Annotated in this window: 23 protein-coding genes; 2 read left to right on the forward strand and 21 right to left on the reverse strand. The window is 39.0% G+C overall.

What is annotated here, in order from left to right; translation table 11 throughout:
• Positions 1–44: 44 nt before the first annotated feature.
• The 9 genes from recG to NSQ74_RS21110 all read right to left on the reverse strand — a co-directional run bounded on the left by recG (position 45) and on the right by NSQ74_RS21110 (position 11,919).
• Positions 45–2,090 (reverse strand): ATP-dependent DNA helicase RecG, encoded by a 2,046-nt coding sequence (gene recG / locus NSQ74_RS21070; protein ID WP_340825880.1) that lies wholly within the window; start codon positions 2,088–2,090, stop codon positions 45–47.
• 520 nt (positions 2,091–2,610) lie between these two features.
• Positions 2,611–3,531, reverse strand: coding sequence for an L-serine ammonia-lyase, iron-sulfur-dependent, subunit alpha (gene sdaAA / locus NSQ74_RS21075; protein ID WP_340825882.1), 921 nt, complete (start codon positions 3,529–3,531; stop codon positions 2,611–2,613).
• Between the two features lie 11 nt (positions 3,532–3,542).
• Entirely contained in the window at positions 3,543–4,205 is a 663-nt protein-coding gene (gene sdaAB, locus NSQ74_RS21080; protein ID WP_340825884.1) for an L-serine ammonia-lyase, iron-sulfur-dependent subunit beta, read from the reverse strand.
• A gap of 349 nt (positions 4,206–4,554) precedes the next feature.
• The gene (locus NSQ74_RS21085; protein WP_340825885.1) at positions 4,555–6,204 is read right to left on the reverse strand and encodes a DAK2 domain-containing protein; all 1,650 of its coding nucleotides are present in this window, start codon (positions 6,202–6,204) and stop codon (positions 4,555–4,557) included.
• An 18-nt stretch (positions 6,205–6,222) separates the two neighbouring features.
• Positions 6,223–6,585 carry an Asp23/Gls24 family envelope stress response protein gene (locus NSQ74_RS21090; protein WP_024362072.1) on the reverse strand — a complete coding sequence of 121 codons (363 nt, stop codon included), beginning with the start codon at positions 6,583–6,585 and terminating at the stop codon, positions 6,223–6,225.
• 488 nt (positions 6,586–7,073) lie between these two features.
• Complete coding sequence (locus tag NSQ74_RS21095) at positions 7,074–8,678, reverse strand: M20/M25/M40 family metallo-hydrolase (RefSeq protein WP_340825887.1); 1,605 nt, start codon at positions 8,676–8,678, stop codon at positions 7,074–7,076.
• Between the two features lie 53 nt (positions 8,679–8,731).
• Positions 8,732–10,108 (reverse strand): amino acid permease, encoded by a 1,377-nt coding sequence (locus tag NSQ74_RS21100; protein WP_340826529.1) that lies wholly within the window; start codon positions 10,106–10,108, stop codon positions 8,732–8,734.
• 158 nt (positions 10,109–10,266) lie between these two features.
• The gene (locus NSQ74_RS21105) at positions 10,267–11,028 is read right to left on the reverse strand and encodes a dimethylarginine dimethylaminohydrolase family protein (RefSeq protein WP_340825889.1); all 762 of its coding nucleotides are present in this window, start codon (positions 11,026–11,028) and stop codon (positions 10,267–10,269) included.
• Positions 11,029–11,046: 18 nt separating this feature from the next.
• A complete protein-coding gene (locus tag NSQ74_RS21110; RefSeq protein ID WP_340825890.1) occupies positions 11,047–11,919 on the reverse strand; it encodes a dimethylarginine dimethylaminohydrolase family protein in 873 nt (290 codons plus the stop codon).
• 204 nt (positions 11,920–12,123) lie between these two features.
• Between NSQ74_RS21110 and NSQ74_RS21115 the strand changes: the two genes are divergently transcribed.
• Positions 12,124–12,864 (forward strand): IclR family transcriptional regulator, encoded by a 741-nt coding sequence (locus NSQ74_RS21115; RefSeq protein WP_340825891.1) that lies wholly within the window; start codon positions 12,124–12,126, stop codon positions 12,862–12,864.
• A gap of 208 nt (positions 12,865–13,072) precedes the next feature.
• On the forward strand, positions 13,073–13,261 hold the full coding sequence (gene rpmB / locus NSQ74_RS21120) for a 50S ribosomal protein L28 (protein WP_340825892.1): 189 nt from the start codon (positions 13,073–13,075) through the stop codon (positions 13,259–13,261).
• Positions 13,262–13,376: 115 nt separating this feature from the next.
• On the opposite strand, the gene spoVM is transcribed toward rpmB, so the two are convergent.
• From spoVM to coaBC, 12 genes are all read right to left on the reverse strand, one after another.
• Positions 13,377–13,481: a stage V sporulation protein SpoVM gene (gene spoVM, locus NSQ74_RS23460; protein WP_401020558.1), complete on the reverse strand. Its 105-nt coding sequence runs from the start codon at positions 13,479–13,481 to the stop codon at positions 13,377–13,379.
• 18 nt (positions 13,482–13,499) lie between these two features.
• Positions 13,500–14,153: a thiamine diphosphokinase gene (locus tag NSQ74_RS21125; protein WP_340825893.1), complete on the reverse strand. Its 654-nt coding sequence runs from the start codon at positions 14,151–14,153 to the stop codon at positions 13,500–13,502.
• On the reverse strand, positions 14,150–14,818 hold the full coding sequence (rpe, locus tag NSQ74_RS21130; RefSeq protein WP_340825894.1) for a ribulose-phosphate 3-epimerase: 669 nt from the start codon (positions 14,816–14,818) through the stop codon (positions 14,150–14,152). Before rpe ends, NSQ74_RS21125 begins: the two co-directional genes overlap by 4 nt.
• Positions 14,819–14,820: 2 nt before the next feature.
• Positions 14,821–15,705: a ribosome small subunit-dependent GTPase A gene (rsgA, locus tag NSQ74_RS21135; RefSeq protein ID WP_340825896.1), complete on the reverse strand. Its 885-nt coding sequence runs from the start codon at positions 15,703–15,705 to the stop codon at positions 14,821–14,823.
• A gap of 11 nt (positions 15,706–15,716) precedes the next feature.
• Positions 15,717–17,693 (reverse strand): Stk1 family PASTA domain-containing Ser/Thr kinase, encoded by a 1,977-nt coding sequence (pknB, locus tag NSQ74_RS21140; RefSeq protein ID WP_340825897.1) that lies wholly within the window; start codon positions 17,691–17,693, stop codon positions 15,717–15,719.
• 2 nt (positions 17,694–17,695) lie between these two features.
• Positions 17,696–18,445, reverse strand: coding sequence for a Stp1/IreP family PP2C-type Ser/Thr phosphatase (locus NSQ74_RS21145; protein ID WP_340825900.1), 750 nt, complete (start codon positions 18,443–18,445; stop codon positions 17,696–17,698).
• A 6-nt stretch (positions 18,446–18,451) separates the two neighbouring features.
• A complete protein-coding gene (gene rlmN / locus NSQ74_RS21150; protein ID WP_340825901.1) occupies positions 18,452–19,594 on the reverse strand; it encodes a 23S rRNA (adenine(2503)-C(2))-methyltransferase RlmN in 1,143 nt (380 codons plus the stop codon).
• The gene (gene rsmB, locus NSQ74_RS21155; protein ID WP_340825903.1) at positions 19,594–20,955 is read right to left on the reverse strand and encodes a 16S rRNA (cytosine(967)-C(5))-methyltransferase RsmB; all 1,362 of its coding nucleotides are present in this window, start codon (positions 20,953–20,955) and stop codon (positions 19,594–19,596) included. The genes rlmN and rsmB overlap by 1 nt, the downstream gene beginning before the upstream one ends.
• Positions 20,952–21,893 (reverse strand): methionyl-tRNA formyltransferase, encoded by a 942-nt coding sequence (fmt, locus tag NSQ74_RS21160; protein ID WP_340825904.1) that lies wholly within the window; start codon positions 21,891–21,893, stop codon positions 20,952–20,954. Before fmt ends, rsmB begins: the two co-directional genes overlap by 4 nt.
• A 1-nt stretch (position 21,894) precedes the next feature.
• Positions 21,895–22,389, reverse strand: coding sequence for a peptide deformylase (gene def / locus NSQ74_RS21165; RefSeq protein ID WP_340825905.1), 495 nt, complete (start codon positions 22,387–22,389; stop codon positions 21,895–21,897).
• 88 nt (positions 22,390–22,477) lie between these two features.
• A complete protein-coding gene (priA, locus tag NSQ74_RS21170) occupies positions 22,478–24,889 on the reverse strand; it encodes a primosomal protein N' (protein WP_340825906.1) in 2,412 nt (803 codons plus the stop codon).
• Complete coding sequence (gene coaBC, locus NSQ74_RS21175; protein ID WP_340825908.1) at positions 24,886–25,896, reverse strand: bifunctional phosphopantothenoylcysteine decarboxylase/phosphopantothenate--cysteine ligase CoaBC; 1,011 nt, start codon at positions 25,894–25,896, stop codon at positions 24,886–24,888. The genes priA and coaBC overlap by 4 nt, the downstream gene beginning before the upstream one ends.
• Positions 25,897–25,967 lie beyond the last annotated feature (71 nt).

Genomic DNA, 25,967 nt, shown 5'->3' on the forward strand with positions numbered 1-25,967 from the left:
AAAAACAAGCTCTCGCATTCCTTGTAGTACAACATTAAATTTCACTAATCAAATCGATCACCTTGTAGAACACCAGCCTTTTCAAGCATCTCACGTAAATATTGATACGTTTCATCATGCCAAAATGCCTCTGTTTCAATCATTTCAGTAGCATCTTTTCGCGCTGTCTCAAGCGTTCTATAGTCATGTACTAAATCGGCAACTTTAAAGTCAGGCAAGCCACTTTGCTTACGTCCAAAGAAATCACCTGGTCCACGTAGCTCCAAATCTTTTTCCGCAAGTCGGAAGCCGTCATTTGTTTCAGTCATAGACTGCATTCGCTCTTTGCCTTCATCAGATTTTGGATCAGCGATTAATACACAATAGGATTGATGCTCACCACGCCCTACACGACCGCGAAGTTGATGTAGCTGCGCTAAACCAAAACGTTCTGCATCGTATACTACCATAAACGTTGCATTCGGCACATTTACCCCGACTTCAACAACTGTTGTAGATACTAATACTTGAATGTCACCTTCACTAAAATCACGCATCACAGCATCTTTTTCATCCGCTGGTAGGCGGCCATGCATTAAGCCAACTTTATAGCGACCATTAAAATACGAGGCGAGCTGCTCATAAATTTCTACTGCGTTTTGGACATCCAATTTATCCGATTCTTCAATTAGCGGACAAATAGCATATGCCTGTCTACCTGCTTGAAGCTCTAGCTCTAGTTTGGACAGTACAGAACCAAGCTGTTCTTTTTTCATCCAATGCGTTTCAATTTCTTTACGCCCCGCTGGCATTTCATCAATCAACGAAACGTCCATTTCGCCAAAGGCTGTAATCGAAAGTGTTCGCGGAATGGGCGTTGCAGTCATAAAGAGCACATCAGGGTTTTCACCTTTATCACGTAAAATTCTTCGTTGTTCTACGCCAAATCGATGCTGTTCGTCCGTTATTACAAAGCCTAGTCTATTAAATATTACATCTGGCTGTATGAGTGCATGCGTTCCTATCACAATATCTATTTCACCATCCGCAAGTGCAGCTAATAATAGACGTCGCTCCTTTGTTTTCGTTGAGCCCGACAATAACGCTACACGTACACCAAATGGCTCAAACCACTCTAATAAGTTTTCAGCATGTTGCTCAGCTAAAATTTCCGTTGGTGCCATTAGCGCTCCTTGAAATCCAGCCGTCACAGCGGCATATAAACAAATCGCGGCAACTACCGTTTTTCCCGAACCAACATCCCCTTGTAGTAAACGATTCATACGATGTGGTTCTTTTAAATCCTTGCAAATTTCATTAACAACTCGCTTTTGTGCTCCAGTTAATTCGTATGGTAATGAAGCGATAAATGCGCGTACTTTTTGCAAGTCAAATTGTATAATCGTACCACGTTCATTATCCTTACGAATTTTTCGTAACGCTTGAATACGAAGCTGAAAATTTAATAATTCCTCATAAGCAAATCGCCTTCTTGCTTGTTTAGCGTGTTCAGCATCTAGCGGAAAATGAATACCTTCAAGACCATCACGGATCGAGACAAGCTTGTAGGCCTCCTGCAAATGTAGTGGAATCGCATCTGGTAGCTCTCCACCAAAATCATCTAACACTTGCCGCATATATTTGCGAAAACGTTTTTGCGGTATCAAACCTTTGAGGCTATAAACAGGTTCAAAGTCTACTTGGTCTATTTTCGGACCAAACGTGACTGTTGTACCGTTAATCACTTGTCTGCCTCTATCCCATTTCCCCGTTACCGTCACAATAGTACCTGGTACAAGCTTCTGTTTTAAATAGTTTTGATTAAAAAATACTACCTTTACTAAATGTCGGCCAGCGAGCACTGTCACCTGCAAGCGAGATTTATTGCGCCCTAAAAACAGCACAGTCGGCTCACGCTCTACTTTACATTCAACAGTAACTCGTTCATTATGAGGTGTTTGCGCTAAATCTTTTAAGCGAAAATCCTCATGTCGATGTGGGAATGTCCACAAAAAATCATTTATCGTTTCAATACCTAATGTTTCTAAGTGTGCTGCGGTTTCTTTCCCAACTCCTTTTAATTCGGAGACAGGACTGGTTAATTCAGTCACCTTTCACTTCAGCCCCTTTGAGTAGTTCCAATACGAATACCATACCTGTTAGCGTGCACGTATTTAAACTGTCGTAAATCAAAAGAGCCTACCTCCCTTCTGTTCAAATCATCGTTAGCTCCTATAGATTGTTAGCATTTTATATTCTATTTACAGCACTTTTCTTCTTAACTGTATCACAAAATTTTTCATTCGTGTCGTCACAGTATCTACGAAATGCGTATGTACATTTGCTACGGCTAGACTTCTATCGGCCATTTCTTCGGGTGTACCGGCGATTCATGGGCTTCTACTGGCGATTTCTTCGGGTTTACCGGCGATTCATGGACTTCTATCGGCGATTTCCTCGGGTTTACCGGCGATTCACGGACTTCTACCGGCCATTCCTTCGGGTTTACCGGCGATTCATGGACCCTCAGTAAGTGCCCTCTGCTAAATTTTATCTATAACAAAAAAGTGTCAGATTGATTGTAGTCAATCTAACACTTTTTCTTTTTTGGTCCAGCCACTTTTCCATGCTTTACTCTACTGCTAAACCTGCTTTTAGTATACTTTGTAAATCACCATTATTAAGAATAGCATTGCTGATTGCTTTTCCTGTTGGCGTCGCAGCTAAGCCACCACGTGCTGTTTCTTTCAAATTCGGGCTCATAGACTGACCAATGCGATACATCGCACCAATGACTTCATCGCACGGAATACGACTCGTTACACCTGCTAACGCCATATCTGCTGCAACAAGAGAATTCGCTGCACCCATTGCATTACGTTTAACACAAGGCACCTCAACTAATCCAGCTACTGGATCACAAACAAGGCCAAGCATATTTTTTAATGTAATCGCGAATGCTTCTGAACATTGCTGTGGCGTTCCACCCGCCATCTCCACGATTGCTGCCGCAGCCATACCAGCAGCTGAACCAACTTCAGCCTGACAGCCGCCAGCAGCACCTGAAATGGAAGCATTATTTGCTACAACAAAGCCAAATGCACCAGAAGTAAATAAATAGCGAAGCATTTGTTCACGTGTTGGATTTAGCTTATTTTTCACAGCAAATAAAGTACCTGGCACAACTCCCGCTGAACCAGCTGTAGGTGTTGCACAAATGGTACCCATTGCAGCGTTCACTTCGTTTGTCGCAACTGCTTTACTAACTGCGTCTAATAATAAATCCCCTGATAACGATTTTCCTTGTGCAATATAATTTTGAATTAGTACGGCGTCTCCACCCGTTAGGCCTGTTACAGACTGTACTCCTTGCAAGCCTCGTTCTACCGCTTCTTCCATCACTGTTAAGTTCTGGTCCATCTGTTGCATAATTTCTTCTCGCGTGCGTCCGCTAATTAACATTTCCTGCTCAATCATTAGCTCAGAAATTAGCTTTTCTTCCTGTTCTGCTCGTTCTACAAGCTCACGTACATTATGAAATAACACTTCCATAGAGACACCCCCTAGTTATTAATTCTCGACACTTTCGTAATATGTGGTATTAATGAAATTTGTTGAAGTACTTTTTCCTCAATATTTTGATCAATCTCAATGACCATTAGCGCCGTTAAACCACGTTCAATACGTGAAACTTCCATATGCCCAATGTTGACATTGTGCATCGCTAAGCAATTCGCAACATTAGCAATACAACCAGCTCGATCATCGTGAACAACAAGGATGGCGGGCATCCCACCTGTTAAACGAAGTTTGAAGCCATTGACCTCACTTACTTCAATTTTTCCGCCACCAATCGAAATGCCGACAATAGACATTTCTCCATCATCATCACCGAACACTAGTCTAGCTGTGTTCGGATGCTCTGTATTCGCAGTTTCCGGTATAAATTCGTATTCCAATCCGGCTTTTTCCGCATGTTCAAAAGCCGTTTTAATACGTTCATCAAATGTATCAAAATCTAATAAACCACCAATTATTGCTACATCTGTCCCATGCCCTCTATACGTTTCAGCAAATGATCCATAGAGATGAATTTTCACCCATTTCGGTTGTCTACCAAATAAATCTCTTGCTACACGTCCAATACGCGCTGCACCTGCTGTATGAGAAGAAGATGGACCAATCATAACGGGTCCAATAATATCAAAAACTGATGTAAACTTCATACAAGCACCCCTCTATTCTATTCGTATAATAATTTTACATTTAGTTATATCATGCTTGATAGTTACTATAAAAGTAAAGCACTACATTTATCAACTTTCAGAAAATTAACACGACTATAATTTATAACTTAATTATATTATTCTTTTTTGTCCACTCTATAAATACACACTTTCCAACAAGTTGATATCCCAGTATTTTCAAAATAAGTGTCCTCTGTATAAATACATAAAACTATCTATTTTGTTCATTTCGTGTTGTTCCCTACATGTTGTATTCCTTTTACCATAAACAAAAGCAGTACACAACTTGTGCACTGCTTCGCCTACTCGTTTACTCAGTAACCATAGATTATTCTACCGAAATAATATATGGATATAATCCTTGTTTACCGTTAAATAACTCCACTTCTACATCTGGATAGTTCTCTTCGATAAATTGGATTAATTCAGAGGCATTTTCTTCAGAAGTATCTTCTCCGTAAATAACCGTAACGATTTCAGTATTCGCATCTACTAAATCTGTAATGACTTTCTCAGCAGCATCTTTTAATGCTGGTGTAGATAGTACAATTTTCCCTTCAGCAAGTGCCATAAAATCGTCTTTATGAATTTCTACGCCATCAATAGACGTATCACGCACTGCATAAGTTACTTGACCTGTTTTTACATGAGCAAATGCTTCTGTCATCGTTGATTGGTTTGTTTTAACCGTTGCTTCTGGATTGAATGAAAGAATAGCAGCCATCCCTTGAGGAATCGTTTTTGTCGCTACAACTGCCGCTTCAATATCCAATAGCTCTACAGCTTGTTCAGCTGCCATTACGATATTTTTGTTGTTCGGTAAAATAAGTACTTTTTCTGCGCCAATTTCCTGAACAGCTTTAACAATGTCTTCTGTTGAAGGATTCATCGTTTGTCCGCCTTCAATAACATAAGAAGCACCGATTGAACGTAATAAGTCAGCTACACCTTCTCCCATCGCAATCGTTACAATGGCATATGGGTGCTTTTCAGCTTTTTTCGCTGGAGCTGATGCTTTGTAATCTTCACCAACAATAGCCGAATGTTGCTCACGCATATTATCGACTTTAATTTTAATAAGGCTACCGTATTTTTGACCCATCGCTAAAACTGCGCCCGGTTGCTCTGAATGAATATGCACTTTAGCAATTTCTTCATCTGAAATAACAAGTAAAGAATCACCTAATGGATTTAATTCATTGCGGAATTGCTCCTCGCTAAATGGCTCTTTTCCTTCTTCCAAACGAACCATAATTTCCGTACAATAACCAAATTCAATATCCGCGGTATTCATAAAATCTTGTGCTCTATGATGTTCTGCATTAATTAAATCGTCTAATGTTGCATCATTTTTTTCCGGTAAAGGCTCACCCTTTAAAGAAGCTAAAAAACCTTCATAGACAAATAGCAATCCTTGACCGCCACTATCCACAACACCTACTTCTTTTAATACAGGTAAAAGGTCAGGTGTACGCTGTAGCGAAGCCTTTGCTTCTTCAGTAAATGCTTCCATCACAGCGATGATATCGTTTTCACTTTCGGCAACTTCAACACCTTTTTTTGCCGCTTCACGCGCAACAGTTAAGATTGTTCCTTCAACTGGCTTCATCACCGCTTTATAAGCAGTATCTACACCAGCTTGGAATGCACCAGCAAAAGCTTTTGCATCAATCGCTGCATCTTTTTCTACAAATTTTCCAAACCCACGGAAAAGTTGTGATAAGATAACACCCGAATTCCCACGAGCGCCCATTAGTAATCCTTTTGATAAAGCTTGCGCCGTTTTCCCAATATGTTCTGATGCTTGTAATTCTGTTTCTTTGGCACCAGATGTCATCGATAAATTCATATTTGTCCCTGTATCCCCATCTGGTACTGGAAATACATTTAAAGAATCTACATAATTTGCATTTTGATATAGGTGATGGGCACCCATTTGTACCATTTCAGCAAATTTTAATCCGTCTATAGACCGCATTCGATTTTGTTCCTCCTCTTACTCATTCGCTACACGAACGCCCTGCACAAAGATATTGACAGATTTTACGCTCATACCTAATGTTTTATCTACTGTATATTTCACTTTCGATTGTACTTGATAAGCAACTTCCGAAATTTTAGTCCCGTAACTAACAATAATGTACATATCAATATGTAAATCTTCTTCTTGTTGTCGAATTACAACACCTTTTGCAAAGTTCTCTTTACGTAAAATATCAGTTAGACCATCACGAATCTGATGTTTTGATGCCATGCCAACAATACCGTAGCATTCTATAGCAGCGCCACCAGCAATCTGTGCAAGTACATCAGTTGAAATATCAATTTGGCCGAATTCGTTATTTAATTCAATTGACATAGAAATGCCCCCTTGGCTCTTTTTGACTAAATTATATTGTACCACTTTGGGTATACATTAAGCAACCTAAGTTCCCTTGAAAGCGCCTTGTGTCAACGTTTTTAGCGTTTCATTCCAATCATCACAGTCTACGCTATTTATTGCGAACTAGTCTTTATTGAACTAGTACTAGCTTTGCCTGAAGTTATACTAACAAAACCTATTTTCATTTTTATTAATCAAACTTCCTTTCCACGCATAAAAAAGCTGATGTATTTAAACATCAGCTTCACGTATTAAGTATTTAAGTACCTGGTACTTGGTATAGGTACCTAGCATATTATCGGCTCCTAAATCGTAAAAATCCACTTCACTTTCGCGGGCACGACGTAAGCGCCACTCTTTCTTGCGCGCGTTCCCACAGTGTAAGTGGATTTTCACTTGGCCAGTCCTAAAACACATGATTAGCATGAAAATTGTTTGAGTGCCTGGCACTTTCTATAAAATTATCAATATAAGCTTTTAATAAGTGTTTCAATCATAACAGGCATTTCTTTAAACGCGCTATCAACATGTAACCGTTCTGTCTTCTGATGTGCGTCTTTGCCGAAAGGTCCAACATTTAGCACCGGGCCTTTCAAATCAGCCATCGCTTCAAATGGAATACTATACGTATCACCATAAACAGGCGTGTTTCGCTCAAATGCAGTCCAACCATTTGAGTCATCTGTATAATTGACATAACTTAAATCACAAATGCCATTGAAATAGTGAATTTGTTCAATTTCGATATCAAATGTTTTAGCTGTTTTCTTCATTAATTCAATTGATTGCTTCACTAACGGATGCTCTGATGAATTGATTGCAGGATAATATGGTGGTGCATACAACAGCACAGTTGCTGGTGTTAGCTCCTGACAACGAATCATTAATTGATCTACAATACGAATCGATTTTTCACGGTCATCCCACGATGTATTTTCTAGAACCTGCTTTTTAATGTGTTTCACTTCTTCAGCGCCAAGTTTATTTATAGCATGCTCTAAAACTGTTTCGTAACGAAGTACTCTTACTTCCCCAACACCTTGTACTTTTTCACGCTCACAAATTTTATTGTATTGCATATTACAAGCAGCCATTGCCTCCAATGCGACTTGTTCAAAAATTTCCATTACCTCTGTTGCTGTTCGCTTCAACAAAAATACATTGTAGAGCGCAGCAGCACGATATGGCGTTTGTGTCGAATACTCCATTTTTAAATCTTTTAATTGTAATGATACTGGCAATGGTGTACTTTCACCTAAATCCGTTTCACTGAACACCGGATTCCACTCCATATGCTGCGTCATATAAGATGCAATATAGTTTGCTGTCATGCCTTTTAACGGTTCACCTACATGTGTCTCTTTCCCATAAAATAAAGCAGCAGGCATAATTTTTCCTATCGTGCCCGAATAAATATATTCATTTATATCAGAAGGTCCTTGTGAGAACGATGGCTCACTATTTAAAAACAACTTATATGTTAAACCATATTGTTCACGTAGTCTTACTAGCTCAACTACTGCTGCACGCATACCAGCCGAGTTCACTTCTTCATCTGGTACCGCTGTTAAAATAAGATTGATTGGCCATTGTTCGATACTAGCTTTCTCAATTAATTGCATATGCAAAGCAAGACCCATTTTCATATCCATTGTTCCACGACCAAACAAATAATTGCCTGATTCTAAATCAATTCTTGCCGCTTCTGGTAAATCTTTTTTATACTTTGGCTCCATCAGCTTGCTCGTTAATTCTTCTGGGCGACAGGAAAAAGGTTCAAGCTCTCCATATTCCTCAGTGTGAACGGTATCAAAATGACTAATCAGCACTACTGTTTCCGTTGCAGTTGGATGCTTGTACAACGCTGTTACCGCATGGCGACCTAGTCCTGCGTCATGTAATTCGATATAGTTAGGGTTGTCTTGAAAATAAGTAAGCGTTTGCAGTGTATCTCTTAATTTATAGGCAAATTCATTTTCACCTGGTGTTAATGTTCTGCTTTCCCAACTTACAATTTCACATAATAATGCCCGAAGGTCTTCCGATGTATTCCATAAATATTTACTCATAGTTAAAATCTCCTTTATTCGATAAATGCTTTTCCTATATCAGGAGCATTCCATTATGAATTTATTTTCGCTGTCTCATCAGTATCTGAAGAAACTGTACTTACTTTACTCAATTTCAGCTTATAAAATAGCATACAAGCAATAAAGAACCCTATACCGTATAATAAGCCGATTCGTTGTGTTGGATCGAATGCTAAAAATACGAGAATGACTATACAAAAAACAATACAAAATAGTGGAATTAAAGGATATAGCGGCGTTTTAAATTTCAAATCAGCCACGTTACCTCCCCCTTTAACATAACGGTAACGGAACATTAATTGGGACATTGCAATACCCATCCAAGAAATTGTCACCGCAATGCCCGCAATGGACATAAGCAATACAAATACCGCGTCGGCTTCCATCACACTCGTTAGCAAAGATAAAAGCGAAAATAACATAGTGAAAATAAGCGCATTCAATGGCACTTTATTTTTTGTTAAACGTCCAAAATACTTTGGAGCCATTCCCTCTTTTGACATCGACCATAGTAATCGTGTTGAAGCATAAAGGCATGAGTTACCTACAGATAATATCGCTGTCAAAATAACGAAATTCATAATGCCAGCTGCATAAGGTACACCAGCAATTTTCATCAATGTTACGAAAGGACTTTCAAGAAGCCCAAGTTCAGATGACGGGAAAATCGCAGACAATACAATAATCGAAGCAATATAAAACACAATAATTCTAAAAAGGATTGTACGTATTGCCCTTGGAATGTTCTTTTCTGGATTTTCTGTTTCACCAGCAGCAATACCTACTAGCTCGGAGCCTTGATAAGAGAATATAACATTCATCATTGTTACAAAAATAATTGTAATACCCGCAGGGAATAATCCTGTCGGTGCTAAATTCGTTAAATGCGGTGCTGGACGATCCGCCAGAGGAAGCCAGCCAAATATCGCAGCCGCACCAATAATAATAAAGGCAATAACGGCAACTACTTTAATGCTCGCAAACCAGAACTCTGCCTCTGCAAAACCTTTCGTTGTTAAGGCATTTAATGTAAACAAAAGCACCATGAAGACCGCACACCAAATCCAAATAGGTACATTCGGGAACCAATGTTGCATTAATATCCCCGCTGCGGTAAACTCCACCCCTGCGGTGGCGGCAGATCCGACAAAGTACATCCACCCTAAAGAAAAACCTGCTGATGGGCTTATAAAACGTGTTGCATATGTTTGGAAAGAGCCTGTTACTGGCATGTATACTGCCAATTCTCCAAGACAGTTCATGACCATATATAAAATAAAGCCTCCAAACAAATAGCCAATTAATGCTCCACCAGGGCCTGCTTGATTAATTGTATAACCTACATTTAAAAATAACCCTGTCCCAATCACTCCACCAAGTGATAGCATCAATAAATGTCGACTCTTCATAGAGCGTTTCAATACATTATTATGCTGTTGTTCCCCTTTGCTCAAAGTGTTTCCCCATTTCCATATGTTGTCAAATTATTAAATATTCAGTTATTTAGAGGACTAAAACACCCAATCAATTTTTCCCCTACAAATTGATTGGGCATATATACATTTAATTAAAAACGAAGGGATAAGCAGCTTAAGCCGCCGTCATGTTTTCTAAACTCAGACATATCAAGTTCAATTGTTTTATAGCCTAAGTCATTTAATTTACGATTTGTATCAGGGTAGCCAGCTGGAATAATGACATAGTCATTTACTTGAATGCAGTTCGCTGAATACTCATCTTGTTGTGGAATAACAATTTTTTCATATGATGCAAAAGCAGGGTGATCGATAAACTCTCCAGCAACGACCATACGATTTTGTCCAACGTAAGCAATTCCCGTTTTTAAATGGAAGAATTCTTTTAATGGAATAATCGTAGCTTCATAGCCTTCTTTTTCAACAATTTCTTTAAATTGTCGTGCACCTTCTTCGTTTGTACGATCAGAAATACCTACATAAAATTTCTTTTCTGCTTGTAAAACATCTCCACCATCAAGTGTACCTGGCGCTTCGATGTAATATAGTTTGTCATAGAATTTTTTAACTGCTGGTTCAATATCTTCAATTTCGCGATTACGCGCTTCCGCTCCTGGATTTGAAATAATAGCAAACTCAGAAGTTAGTACTGCTGTATCTTCTACAAAAGTAGCATCAGGGAAAGCTTCATCTGCCGCTAGTTGTGTAACCTCTACACCACATTTTTTTAAAGCTTCTACATATTGTACGTGCTGCTCAAATAACTTTTCTAAAATAGGTTTTCCTAGATCACTCGTTGTTAAACCGGTTACAAAGCTATTACCTGGATTTTTTACAATGACATTTTTAAACATTTTTATTCGTCTCCTTTTTTATCCTCTGATTACAGGACAAGTTAGACATGTTGGTCCACCTGTTCCTTTTACTGTGATTTCTTCACCTTTATATTCATAAACTGTAGCGCCTGCATCCAATAACTGCTGTTTTGTAGATGGGTTACCTTCAGGAATAACACATACTCTTGGTGCAAGTGCCAAGACATTACAGCCGAGCGTGTCATATTCATCTTTAGGTACTTCAACTAACTGAATCCCTCGTTCAATAAGAAGCTGACGGAAAAATACTGGCATTAAACGAGAATGTACTACTGCCAAATCCTTGTCCACCATACTAATAAAGGACATTAGATGTAAGCATTCCGCTTCACCTAAATCATGAGGAAGCTGTACAACGATAAATTCATCGACAACATCCGCTGTCATTTCCTTAATTTGACGAATGGCTTCATCATTCGTGCGATATCCTCGGCCAACAACAAGTGTACGGTCATCAAGCCAAACAATATCCCCACCATCTGAAACAGCATCGCCTGACAGTTCCCCTATGATAGAAATGCCTTTGCTTTGTAAAAATTCCTTGTATACAGTTGCTTCAGGTTGTCTCAATTTCTTTCCAGATTTCAAAATAATCGCACCGTTTGGCGTGAATTTAACAGGATCATGCGCATAAAGCGAATCTAACCCTACATCATCTGAAGCTGGTAAATAATCAATTTGTTCAACATACTTCTCTAAAATTGCTATAAATTCAGCATATTCTGTAATGGCCTCATTATAGTTTGGTTCTGATAAATAGTTGAAAGTTTTCCATTCATCCGTTAGATGCTCTTGGCTTTTAAAAGCTTCTTTTGGATGTTTGACAATTACGTGTTTTAAAGGTGCATACATGGATGAACAATAATGCATACCTTTCACCCCTTTTCCGTGTAGTGGAAAACGTTTCCGTTAAGAGGAAAGTTTATATAAAAAATATATGCGTTTTATGTTATACTGTCAATATATTTAGAAAAATTTTAATATTAAACAATTTTAAAAGTGCTTACTCATTTGGAATGAACTAGACGTAAACAGAGAATAAAAATACAATATGATTAGAGGAGGTGGGACAAAATGCAGTTATTAGAACGAGCAATGACAATTGCTAAAGTGTTAGCTTCAGAAGCAGCAGAAGGCAGTTTGTCTATTTCAGAGCTATCCACCAAATGCGATTTACCACTAAGTACATTACATAGAATTTTAAAAGCGATGATTGCACAAGGAATGATTGAACAAGACGAGCAAACGAAACACTACCGCCTTGGAACGATATGGATGGAATTAGGCTTACAAGTGTATGATACGATGGACTATATTAGCAAAATTAGACCCGAATTAGAGCGCCTAGCAAGAGAAGTTGAGGAAAGTGTTTATTTAAGCAAGCCTGCGGGGTTAGATACTATTATTATCGAAAGAATTGATAGTGCAGCAAATCCGATTCGCATTTATGATCAACTCGGTATTCGCATCCCAATGCATATAGGAGCAGCCAATAAAGCATTGTTAGCCTCTATACCTACTGTACAAGCTAAGGAAATTATGAATCAACTAGTCCCTATCGAAGAAATGGCTGATTTAGAAGAGCAATTAGAACAAATAAGGGAACAAGGCTATGCTATAAGCCACGGTGAACGAACGGCTGGTACTTCCTCAGTCGCTGTAGCTGTTTTTAATGGGTTCGGAGAAATTATAGGTGCTGTTAGTATAGGCTTTGTTAGCTTTAACGTTAGCGACGAACATATCAACTTCCTTATAGAAAGCCTAAAAGAAACAGGAAAACGTGTTTCAACAAAGCTTGGCTACCGCGGGAAGTAATTTATTAAATATACACTGTACAATGAATCTAGTAACCATTGTACAGTGTTTTTTTCATAGCAGATTTTTGTCTGTAAAGGTTTTTTTCTTGAAAGGTTATGTGAAAACTGTTGCACTGAATGACTTCGTATGTTAAATTATTATGGTATGTGAAATACCGAACTGAAATAATAATCTTTCAGCATCAACTGTAAGGAGGGAATACAACATGCCAAAACAATGTGTAATCACTGGACGTAAAGCTCGTACTGGTAACAACCGTTCCCACGCTATGAACGCTAGTAAACGTACTTGGGGCGCTAACCTTCAAAAAGTTCGTATCCTAGTTAACGGTACACCAAAACGTGTATGGGTTTCTACTCGTGCTTTAAAATCAGGTAAAATCGAGCGCGTTTAATAACCGCTTCTAAAAAATCGATTTCGCATATAGCGTAAATCGATTTTTTTCTTTCATTATTTAAGGCAGACTACCAACCGCCTTTATATAGCTATGAAAAAAAATCCGACTGGCATCAGTCGGATTTTTTAGCTTCTTTCTTATCTTTTTTAAATAGGTTAATACACGTACGCGTAATGCTACTCACAACTTTCGGCAATTGGAACGTATATACTTTCAGGACTCTCTCCCCCTTACGCTAATCTATGCTTCTTATCATTAAACATATGCCTTGCGTAAAGGATATAGACCCTAAAGTGCCTATTATTTCATTACTTGTAAATCGACTTGAACCTAATGAAATTTCTTCATTCGTCGTTTCATATTTAACATGTCTTAATGTAACCCCTAGAATAGGTTGCTCATGCGCAAAAAAAGACAAATAGCGATAGCGATCATCCGCTTGAATTGTGTGCGTGCCTGGCACCAAAAACTGCAACATATTAGCATGATTAATAATTTTCAACACAAGTAGGGGATGTTCTATCTGTAAACGATAGATCGAACGAACAGCTGCCTCATAGTGATCCAAACGTCCACCTGTAACACCTGTCAACACAATATCGCTAGGGGCATAGGTTAATGCCTTTAATAGCGCTAAATCCGTATCCGTTTCATTCTTTTCTTCTCGGAAACGCTGAGCATCATTTGCATGCTCCATAACATATTGATATTCCTCTTGTGATAATGAGTCAAAATCACCAACAATGGCATGTGGTCTAATTCCTTGCTCAATTAAATACAGCGATCCTCGGTCTGCACCGATAAATATGACATCATTTCGCTTATTATACGGCTCAAAGGAACAAAGCTCCTCTTTCGGACCGCCCGCACAAACGACAACAGTGGTCATCCTTTAATCGCAGCCTCACCAGCAGTTAGAATCTCTTGGAGTGCCGCTGTTCGGTCTTCTTTGCTGTATATCGCTGAGCCTGCTACAAAAATTGTTGCCCCTGCTTTTGCACAAGGAACAATTGTTTCCGCATTAATACCACCATCGATTTCAATCGCAACGTCTAAGTTACGCTCTTTAATAATTGTTGATAACGCTTTAATTTTTGGCACAACAGAATGAATGAACTTTTGACCACCAAATCCAGGATTCACTGTCATAAATAACACCATATCAATATCCTCTAAAATGTGTTGAATAGATTCAATTGGTGTATGTGGATTTAAAACTACACCTGGCTTTACTCCATAAGAACGAATCAATTGAATTGTACGATGTAAATGGCAACAAGCTTCTACATGTACTGTAATATAGTCTGCTCCCGCTTTAGCAAATTGTTCAATATATTGATCTGGGTTTTCAATCATTAGATGAACATCTAACGGTAAATCAGTTAAAGGACGAATGGCATCCAACACAATTGAGCCAAATGAAATATTCGGTACAAAATGACCGTCCATCACGTCGATATGAATAAGCTTTGCACCTGCTCGTTCTACGTCTTTAACTTCTTCTCCTAGTTTTGCAAAGTTTGCTGCTAAAATTGATGGTGCTATTTGTATCATGATTAATACCTCGGCTTTCGATCCATAATTTCTTGCATAAATTGTTCGTAATGCTTGTAGCGGTACTCACGAATTTCTCCAGTTTCGACTGCTGCCTTAACTGCGCATTTAGGTTCCTTCAAATGCAAGCAGGCTCTGAATTTACAATCCTCAGCAATTCGTGTTATCTCTGGAAAACATGCACCTAACTCTTCTTTTTCAATTTCATCAAAATCAAATGAGCTAAATCCTGGTGTATCCGCCAATAAACCGTCACAAACTTCTATTAACTCAACATGACGAGTCGTATGTTTGCCTCGTCCTAAGCTTTGCGAAATAATGCCTGTTTTTAAATTTAAATCAGGGATTAACGTGTTCAGTAATGTTGATTTCCCAACACCAGATTGTCCAGCAAGCACCGAAGTTTTCCCCTTTAAAATTGGCTGAAGTCGATCAACTAGTTCTTCCTCATCTTTATACGTTTGAAGCACTGTATATCCCATGTTTTCATAATCTTCTATATAGCTCTGTAATTCCTTACGCTCATCGTCTTCTATTAAGTCCATCTTTGTAAGGCAGATGATTGGGTGTACATGAAATGACTCTAAAACGACTAGGAAACGATCGAGTAAAATTGTATTGAAGTTTGGCTCTTTTACAGAAAACACTAAAATGCCTTGATCGATATTGGCAATCGGTGGACGTACAAGTTCATTTTGACGATCCAGTATTTTTTGAATTGTACCATCTGATCCTTCTGTTTCAAGTGTATACTCAACAAAGTCACCGACTAGCGGGGATTCTCCGCGATTGCGAAATACTCCACGTCCTCGACATTGTAAGAGCTCTTCACCATTATAAACATAATAATAGCCACTTAATGCTTTACGAATTTGGCCTTGCGCCATCCAATTCCCCCTTATTTAACGTCATCATAATTAAAGCTTTCTGACTCGATAATTTCCGAGTCACGGATTATTTTATAAGCCGCTTCTTCACCTTCTACGATGACGAGTTGTATTTTGTATTGTCGGTCACTAGTAATAGTAAATTCATCAAAGGTTTTCACCATTGTATGGGTTTTATCTTGAATTTCAATGCGTATAACTTGTTCAGCGCCTTCTTCAGACGGCTCATATGGAATTAAAACATTTTTAATAAATGTCTTCACAGGTTTCTCAGCCGGTCCTTTACTTAAAACAACTGCAATTGTATCGCCTTCCATTAAGCTAGTACCTGGTTTCGGCGTTTGTGAAATGACACTGCCCGCTGCGACGGTATCATTGTAATCCTCTCGAACGGTACGCCATTTCAACCCTACTCGATTTACGTAATCATCCATTTGAGCTTTCGTGTAATTTGCAACACTATCTACTGTAATCATCTTTACGCCTTGGCTTATCGTAAATGTAATCGTTGCATCTTTAGCGATTATCTCAGCACCCTCTGCCGGATCTTGTTCAATAATTTGTCCTTCGGGCTGTTTAGAATGCACATAATTTTTTTGGATTGAAAGTTTATCTTTTAACAATGACTCAACTTGACTAATTTGTTGCCCCGTGTAGTCATCAATTTTAATCGTTTCTACACCTAAACTGACAATTAACCCTACTTCAGTTCCCTTAACTCGCTTTGCACCTTCTGCAGGGTCTGTTTCAATGACTTTGTCTTTTTCAACTTCCTCAGAATTACGCTCTTGTTTTTGTTCTGCTACAACAAAGCCTTCATCTTGTAATTTTTTTGTAGCTTCTTCTACCGTTAAATTAGCAACACTAGGCACCTCAATTTTTTTCGGGCTAAATAAATCTGTTGCAAATAAAAAGAATAGGAACATAGCAATAACGACTACTAATAGCCCCGTCACATATATTGGCCATTTTTTCTTTTGTTTAACAGGCGCCACTTTTTCAACAGGTTTCTTAGTCTTTGCTTCAACTTTCGACTGTGTGATAGGCGCCATCGCTCTTGTTTGCGTTAAATCCTCATCTTTGCGTATTGGCTGTTCCTTTATAATTGGAATGGCTCTTGTAGCGTCATTATCGATAGGAATCGTAAACTTTGGTTCATTAATACGTGTTGATGATAATACCGTATCCAAGTCCTCTTGCATTTCTTCTACGGTCGCATAACGATGGGAAGCATCTTTGGCAGTAGCCTTTAACACCACATTTTCTAGACTTTGCGGAATTGTACCATCAAATGCTCGAACCGATGGTGTCTCTGATTGCAAATGCTTAAGTGCAATAGAAACAGCAGATTCACCCGAAAACGGCAATTCCCCTGTTAGTAATTCATACAACACAATGCCAAGCGCATAAATATCTGATTTATTTGTTGCTGTTCCACCACGCGCTTGTTCTGGTGATAAATAATGCACAGTCCCTAGCACAGAATTTGTTTGGGTAAATGATGTCGCACTCAGCGTCATAGCTATTCCAAAATCCGTAATTTTCACATTACCATCCGCATCCATTAAAATATTTTGCGGCTTAATGTCACGGTGGATAATATGATTTTCATGGGCATTGGCAATCGCTGACGTTAATTGCTTCATAATATGCACACTTCTGGCAGGAGAAATTGGTGCAAATTCCTGTATGTACTGCTTTAACGTCTTTCCTTGAACATATTCCATCACTATATAATGCAGATCTCCATCATCACCTACATCATAAATACTTACAATATTTGGATGTGTAAGGCTTGTAACTGAAAGTGCCTCACGTTGAAAACGTCGATGTAATTCATCCTCATTGGTAAAATCATAGCGTAATATTTTTATTGCTACATCCCTATTTAATATCATATCATGCGCCAAGTATACATTGGACATGCCTCCGCCACCAATGAGATCTATAATTTTATAACGGTCACTAATTCGTTTTCCTACAAGCATACTTACACCTCCTCATCTTGCCTTGTGAGTAACACGAGGGAGATGTTATCTTCTCCCCCGCTTGCATTGGCTAATTCCACAAGTTTTCGTCCTTTTTCTTCAATTAAATCTGGATAGGTAATGATAGATGCCATTTCATACACTGACAGTTTATTGCTTAAACCGTCAGAGCAAATTAGTAAATACGATTCTGGCGCTAGCTCTACTTCATAAAAGTCTGGCTCAATAGTTTCCTCTGTTCCAACAGCTTTTAAAATGAAATTTTTCTTCGGATGCGTCAACGCTTCCTCTTCGCTAATTTCACCATTTTCAAGTAGAACATTAACGTAAGAATGATCTTTTGTTATTTGTTGTGCGCCATCATCAAAGAAATAATACACGCGACTATCGCCAACATGCGCAATGAAGCAATAATGTCCTTCAATTAACGCGGCAATAAACGTCGTACCCATTCCTTTACAGTCTTCGTGTGATAAAGAATAGTCGAATATATTTTTATTCAATTGCTTAACTGATTGTAGTAACCATTCTTTTTTTGATGTCATAGTTGCAAAATGATGTGTCTCTGCTTGTAAAAAAACGTTCTCCATTTGTTTCATTGCCATATCACTCGCCACATCGCCAGCATTATGTCCACCCATGCCATCCGCTACAAGTGCTAGTGCAAGTCCATCTGGTCGTTTAAAAAATGCAGCTCGATCTTCATTAATTGCTCGTTTTAAACCAATATCACTTTCGACTGTGTATTCCATTACTGGTCACCTCGTTTCTTCAGATCTCTCTTTCGCACGTAATTGTCCGCATGCCGCATCGATATCAGACCCTTGCTCTCTACGGATTGTTACGTTTATACCATTTTTCTTTAAAGTTTTTTCAAAAGCAAAAATTTTACTACGAGATGTACGGATATAATCACGTTCTGGTACGTAGTTTACAGGAATTAAGTTTACGTGGCATTTAATTCCTTTTATTAATGCAGAAAGTTCTTCTGCAACTTCAACTGAATCATTTTCACCTGACATTAAACCATACTCAAAACTTACACGTCGGCCCGTTTTTTTCGTATAGTAACGAACAGCTTCCATTAATTCATCTAATTTGTACGCACGTGCAATCGGCATAAGTTTTTGACGTGCCTCCTGGTTTGGTGCGTGCAGTGATACAGCAAAGTTAATTTGAAGCTGTTCATCAGCAAATTGATAAATTTTAGGTACAATGCCAGATGTTGATACAGTAATGTGACGTGCACCAATATTTAAACCTTTTTCATGATTAATGACTTTTAAGAAGCTCATCATGGCATCATAGTTATCGAAAGGCTCACCAATGCCCATAATAACGATATGAGACACACGTTCATTTACCTCATCTAAAGCTTGCTGTACTTTTACAACTTGCTCTACAATTTCACCTGCTAATAAATGGCGCTTCAAGCCACCTAAAGTTGATGCACAAAACGTACAACCAATTCGACAGCCTACCTGCGTAGTTACACATACTGAGTTGCCATATTCATGACGCATTAAAACTGTTTCAATAGAATATCCATCTTGTAGCTGGAATAAAAATTTAATCGTACCATCTTTTGATTCCTGTTTAATGATCGTTGACAATGTTGTTAATGCAAAGCTTGCCTCTAACTTGTCACGTAATGTTTTTGATAGGTTAGACATTTCTTCAAATGTTTTAACACGTTTATTGTATAACCAGTCAAAAATTTGTGCAGCTCGGAATGGTTTTTCCCCATTTTCTTTTAGCCATTCTTCTAATTGATGTGGTTGTAATGAATAAATTGATTCTTTTAAATTCGGTTTTTCTTTTTTCGCTCGTCGAACTGGCTTTTCTTCAGCTTCATCGACTAAGTCGTTAATGCGTTCATTAAATTGCTCTTGATCCACCATTAGTTGGATTCTCCTTTTTTACGAAAGGCTGCGACGAAGAAACCATCACTGCCGAAGTCTTGTGGGAAGACTTGAAGCATGCCATTTGCTTGCTTTTCCGCTAATTTTGTTGGTAAAGATTCTAGTTGTATAGCTTCCATTTCTGGATGCTCTCTTAAAAAGGCATCAACAGTGCCTTCGTTTTCTTGTTTATCGACTGTACATGTACTGTACACAAGCTTGCCTTCATTTTTTAGTACTTTAGTTGCTGCATCGAGTAGTGCCAACTGGATTTTTTGAAGGTTTTCTAAATCTTCTTCACGCTTCGTATATTTAATATCCGGCTTACGACGCATAACACCTAAACCACTACACGGAGCATCGACTAACACCGCGTCGAACGATTCTAGTTGTAAAAACTCTGGAGCCTTACGTCCATCAATCGGAGCTGTTTCTACAATATCAAGTCCTAGACGTTCTGTATTATGGTCGATTAAATCTAATTTATGTGGGTGCAAATCCGTTGCCAAAATGGAACCTTTATTGTCCATTTTTTCTGCCAAATGTGTCGTTTTACCACCTGGTGCTGCACACATATCTAAGACGCGCATTCCTGGAGAAGGATTCAAAACATTTGCAGGAATCATCGAGCTTTCATCCTGAATAGTGATAAGTCCTTCCTGAAATGCCTTTGTACGAGCAGGTTGGCCATTTGTCACATGTAGACATTCGGGCATTAAATCACTTAGCTGTGCAGTTAAGCCTTCAGCTTGTAAGCTTTCAATCGCTTGTTCTGTAGTCGCCACCGTCGTATTGACACGAACCGTTTGCACGGGCGGTACGTTATTTTCAAGAAGCATTGCTGTAGCTACTTCTACACCATAATTGTTTACAAAGCGTTCTACCAACCATTGTGGATGACTTGTTTCGATAGCAAGACGTTCTATAGGATTTTTTATATCCTCTAAAGATCGTACACCTTGACGCAATATAGAACGTAAAATACCATTGACCGTAGATGCAATTCCTTGGTGTCCACGGCGTTTTGCAATTTCTACCGCTTCGTTCACTGCTGCGTGAGGCGGAATACGCGTTAAATAATGTATTTGATAGAGCGACAAACGCAATAGCCAGCGCACCCAATGATCTAGTTTACCACGAACAAATGGCTCTAAATAATAGTCGAGGGTCATTTTATATTGAAGCGTACCATACGTAATTTCTGTTAAAAGCGCACGATCCTTTGATTCAATCTTATGGCGTTTAATCGTTTCGTGTAAAAGTAAATTACTATACGCTTGGTTTTTATCTACTGCTAATAGGATAGAAAGTGCGGCATCCCGTACATTGCCATCCCAAATTACTACGCTTTTTTTACTCATTTAAACTGGTCCCCGATCTGTAATTTTGAACCTGTACCTCGTAAATAATCCTCTGCCGTCATACGTTTTTTACCAGCTGGCTGAATGTCATATAATGCAAGTGCTGTGCCATTTCCAGCCGCAACTTCAAAATGGTCCTTTGCAATTGCTACGACTGTACCAGGCGTAGCATTATGTTTTGCTTGTCCTACTTGCGCCCACCAAATTTTAAAGTTTCCTTCTTCAAAAGTAGTATAAGCTACTGGCCAAGGATGAAGTCCTCGCACTTGATTGTATAAAGTCGTTGCATCCTTTGTCCAATCAATTCGTTCTTGTTCACGAGATATATTGCTCGCAAATGTCACTTGTGTTTCATCTTGTACAGTACGGCTATTTGTTCTATTTATAATAGAAGGAAGTGTTTCTTTTAATAGGTCACAGCCTACAACACTTAGTTTATCAAATAGGCGACCTGTATGGTCATCTTCTTCGATAGCTATTGCCTTTTGAGATATAATATCGCCTGCATCTAACTTTTCCGCCATATACATAATTGTTACACCCGTCTCTTTTTCACCATCAATAATTGCTTGGTGAATAGGAGCTCCACCGCGGTATTTCGGTAAAAGTGATGCATGCACATTAATACAGCCTAGTGGTGGCGCATCGAGTAATTCTTTCGGTAAAATTTGTCCAAATGCAGCTGTAATGACGATATCTGGCTGTAATTCAAGTATTTGCTGTAATTCTTCAGAGCCACGTAGCTTTTCAGGTTGAATAACAGGCAAGCCTAATTCCAATGCCGCTGCCTTTACAGGTGGCGGTGTTAGCACTCGCTTACGCCCTACTGGTCGATCTGGTTGTGTAACAACTGCTTTAATATCATAGCCTTCTTTGTGTAGCATACGCAAAATTGGCGCTGAGAAATCAGGTGTTCCCATAAAAATAATCGACGTCATGTTATTCCTCCTCTTCTGCGTACATTTCTTCTAGCTCTTCTTCTGTAAGAATACGTTTAATTTTAGAATCAAATAATATACCATCTAAATGATCAATTTCATGTAAAATTGCTCGCGCTTCAAAGCCTCCCGCCTCAAGCTCATACACACGCCCTTCACGGTCACACGCTTCAATTTTTACATAGTCAGGACGTTCAACTTCTCCATAAAGACCAGGAAAACTTAAGCAACCTTCGATATCCACTTCTGCACCGTCTGTTTTAATAACAGTAGGATTAATCATTTCTAAAATATCTCTTTCCTCGCCAAGCTCGACAATTGCCACACGTAAACCTACATCTATTTGTGGTGCTGCAATACCAACACCATCATATTCCACCATCGTGTCATATAAATCATCTAGTAATGCTATAATATCTTCATTAATTTCTGTTACTTCAGCACATGGTGTTGATAAAATTTTTGCTGGATGTTCGATCACTTTTTTAATCGCCATTTCTCGTTCCTCATTTCTAATATTTAAGACTTCTCCGCCTTTATTTTTATCTCAGGCAAATAAACTGAACTTGTATCTTATAGCATCCCTATATAGTAGACGGGTCTAAATCTACCGTCATTAATATGCCCTGTTTTATCCATTCTGCTCGATACATTGCAAGTAATCGTTGCAATACAGGTATCAGATTTGGTTCAATTTTATATTTTATCAAACATTGATAGCGATATCTATTTTGGAGACGGCTAATACTTGCAACTGTTGGGCCTATAATAGACACTTGATTTGATAAATTTCCCCGAAGCCAATCCGCGGCTCGCCCGGCATACTCCGCTGCCATCATGACATCTTCATGAGATACTTGTATAAGCGCAACGAAATAGTAAGGTGGATAGCCTGAACGACGGCGTAAAAACATTTCTCGTTCATAAAATGGCTCGTAATCTTGTACTTTAGCTAATTCAATTGCATAATGCTCAGGAGTATAAGTTTGAATGACGACCTCACCTGGTTTATCATGTCGTCCTGCCCTACCACTTACCTGTGTGAGTAACTGGAAAGTCCGTTCCGCTGCACGGTAATCTGGTAGATGCAATGATGTATCGGCACTAAGCACACCAACAAGTGTAATATTAGGAAAATCAAGTCCCTTTGCAATCATTTGCGTACCGAGTAAAATATCGGCTTGCCCCTCACCAAATGCTTGCAAAATCTCTTCATGCGCCCCCTTGTGCTTTGTTGTGTCAACATCCATTCTTAGTACCCTAGCCTCTGGGAACAGCTTATAAATTTCTTCTTCCACTTTTTGCGTTCCTGTCCCAAAATACCGTATATGCTCACTTTGACATTGCGGACAAATTTGTGGTACATGTTCTTCATAACCGCAGTAATGACACTTCAGTTTTTCAGTTGTGCGGTGATAAGTTAGCGAAATATCGCAGTTCGGACATTGTACGACAGTACCACAATCACGACATAGCACAAATGACGAATACCCTCTTCGATTTAAAAATAGCACCATCTGTTCTTGTCGTTCGAGTCGAGTACGTATCCCTTCAATGAGCAGTTCAGAAAACATAGAGCGATTTCCTTTTTGCAGTTCCTCGCGCATATCTGCAACAAATACAGTTGGCATCGCCTGATGCAGTGCACGTTGTTTTAAAGTAAGTAGTGTATAGACACCTTTTTTTGCACGAGCAAACGACTCAAGGGCAGGTGTCGCACTACCTAAAATGACAGGACATTGATAATATTGGCTACGCCAAATTGCCACATCTCTCGCATGATAGCGTGGGGAATCCTCCTGCTTGTAAGTAGATTCATGTTCCTCATCTAAAATAATGAGCCCTAAATTTGTAAAAGGTGCGAAAATTGCTGATCGCGCACCAACTACTACCCTTACTTTGCCTTGTTGAATTTTCCGCCATTCATCATACTTCTCACCTACGGATAACCCACTATGCATGACCGCAACCATTTCACCAAAGCGACTACGGAAACGTTCTGTCATTTGCGGTGTTAAGGAAATTTCAGGTACTAGCATAATCGCTTCCTTGCCCTCATGTAAAACCTTTTGAATCGCCTGTAAGTAGACTTCTGTTTTACCACTACCTGTTACACCTTGCAATAAAAAGGTTGAAGCGGAATGTGTATCAAGTGAGTGTGCAATGGCGTTTAATGCAACAGCCTGCTCGTCCGTTAATTGTAAAGATTGGGTACGCGCAACTTCGTTTGTAAAAGGATCTCGATAAACTTCTTCCTGTATAAAACGCGCAGCTCCTTTGTCAATGACCGCTTGTAATACTGCAGCAGATACATCTGTTTCATCATATATTTGCTGAGGCGTAAATATTTCTCCTAGATGCGTAGACATCCATTCAATTAAAGATCGTTGTTTCGCAGCTCTCGATGCCTCTAACATTGCATTTCTTAGCGCTTGTTCGTCTTCTGCTATTTTGACCATACGTACTTCTTTAACATTCCCTTGTTGCTTCACAACATTTTCTATCTTTACAATTTTATCTGCAATCAGTTGTTTTAATAACGGCAATAAGCCTACACGTTCAAATTCCTTAAAGTTTGCCTTTTGACGTTTTCCAAAAATCTGCTGAACTTCTATCGGCAATGTATCTTGCTCAACTTGTAATTTAACAATCTTTTCATACTTTGCCCGAAGTGCTGAAGGTAGCATTACTTGCAAAGCATCAATTTCATAACAAATCGTTTCGTTTTTTAACCACTTTGCCATCAACAGCATTTCTTCTGTGAAAACGGGCTCTATATCTAAAATTTGTGCAATTGGCTTTATTTTGTTTTCAGGGACATCTGTGTCACTTTTTAAACCTACAACAAATCCTAGTACATTTCTTGGTCCAAAAGGTACTTTCACACGACAACCTTTTTCTATAACAGCTATCCATTCTGTAGGAACAGCATAGTCAAATGTGCGATCTACATGGTATGTCGAAACATCCACTATAATCTCAGCATATAAACTCATTGCGCCTCACCTTGTAATACATGCTGCCATAAAACTTTCGCAAACTGTGTCGGGTCCGATACATCCAATACTTCACCATTTACTTTCGCAGTATGACTAAAATCAATCCACTCGTCAGATAAAACTTGTAACATCGGTTCACCATAAACTTTTTGTCCAAATGTCACTGCAGTCGTACCTTCGACAGACAGAATAGGCGCTCTTTCAATAGTTGGTATATGGGCCGCATGAAGTAAAAATGCATGTGGATATTGTTTTTTAAAGCGCTCAACTTCCGCAATATGATCATTGGCATTTGAAGCTTCTCCACCAATTAAAATCGCATGTGCTCCAAGTGCTTGTGCTTCATTCACTAACGCCTGTCCAATCCGACCATTCGCCTTTGTACTAATTACATGTTGATCATCCAAAGGGACATACCATGCACCCGCTGTCACAAGCACCTTTTTACCTGCTAATAGCTTAACCTTTGATGAAAAATAATCTTGCACAAGAGCTGTAATATTTTCTGGTTCCTCTAAACGACCTTTGCCAACATAGCCACACGCTAAAAAGCCTTCTGACGGTTCAATAAATTGATAGCCATCTGCCGCTAGCTGTGCCAAGTTGCGTTTTACTGCTGGATGATCATACATATGAACATTCATTGCTGGCGCAAGCCAGACGGGAGCAGTTGTGGCAAGTAAAGTCGTCGTGACCATATCATCAGCAATACCGTTTGCGAGTTTACCAATGACATTTGCAGTTGCAGGTGCAACTAATATTAAATCTGCCCAATCTGCTAAATCTATATGGGCAATCACATTTGAATCCTTTTCATCAAATGTATCGAAATAGACATCATTTTTTGACATGACTTGAAAGCTTAACGGATTGACAAACTGTCGCGCCGATGCTGTCATAATGACCTTTACGTTGGCACCTGCCTGAGATAGCTTACTCACTAGTGCTACAGCTTTATAAACAGCAATACCACCTGATACACAAAGTAAAATATTTTTGTTCATCTACAATGTCGTCCTTTCAAACGATAAGCTCCCAAAGGACAATTCCTCGGGAGCTCTCGGCATTCTTGTAT

It is taken from the genome of Lysinibacillus sp. FSL W8-0992, from assembly GCF_038008685.1.
Lineage (GTDB): Bacteria > Bacillota > Bacilli > Bacillales_A > Planococcaceae > Lysinibacillus.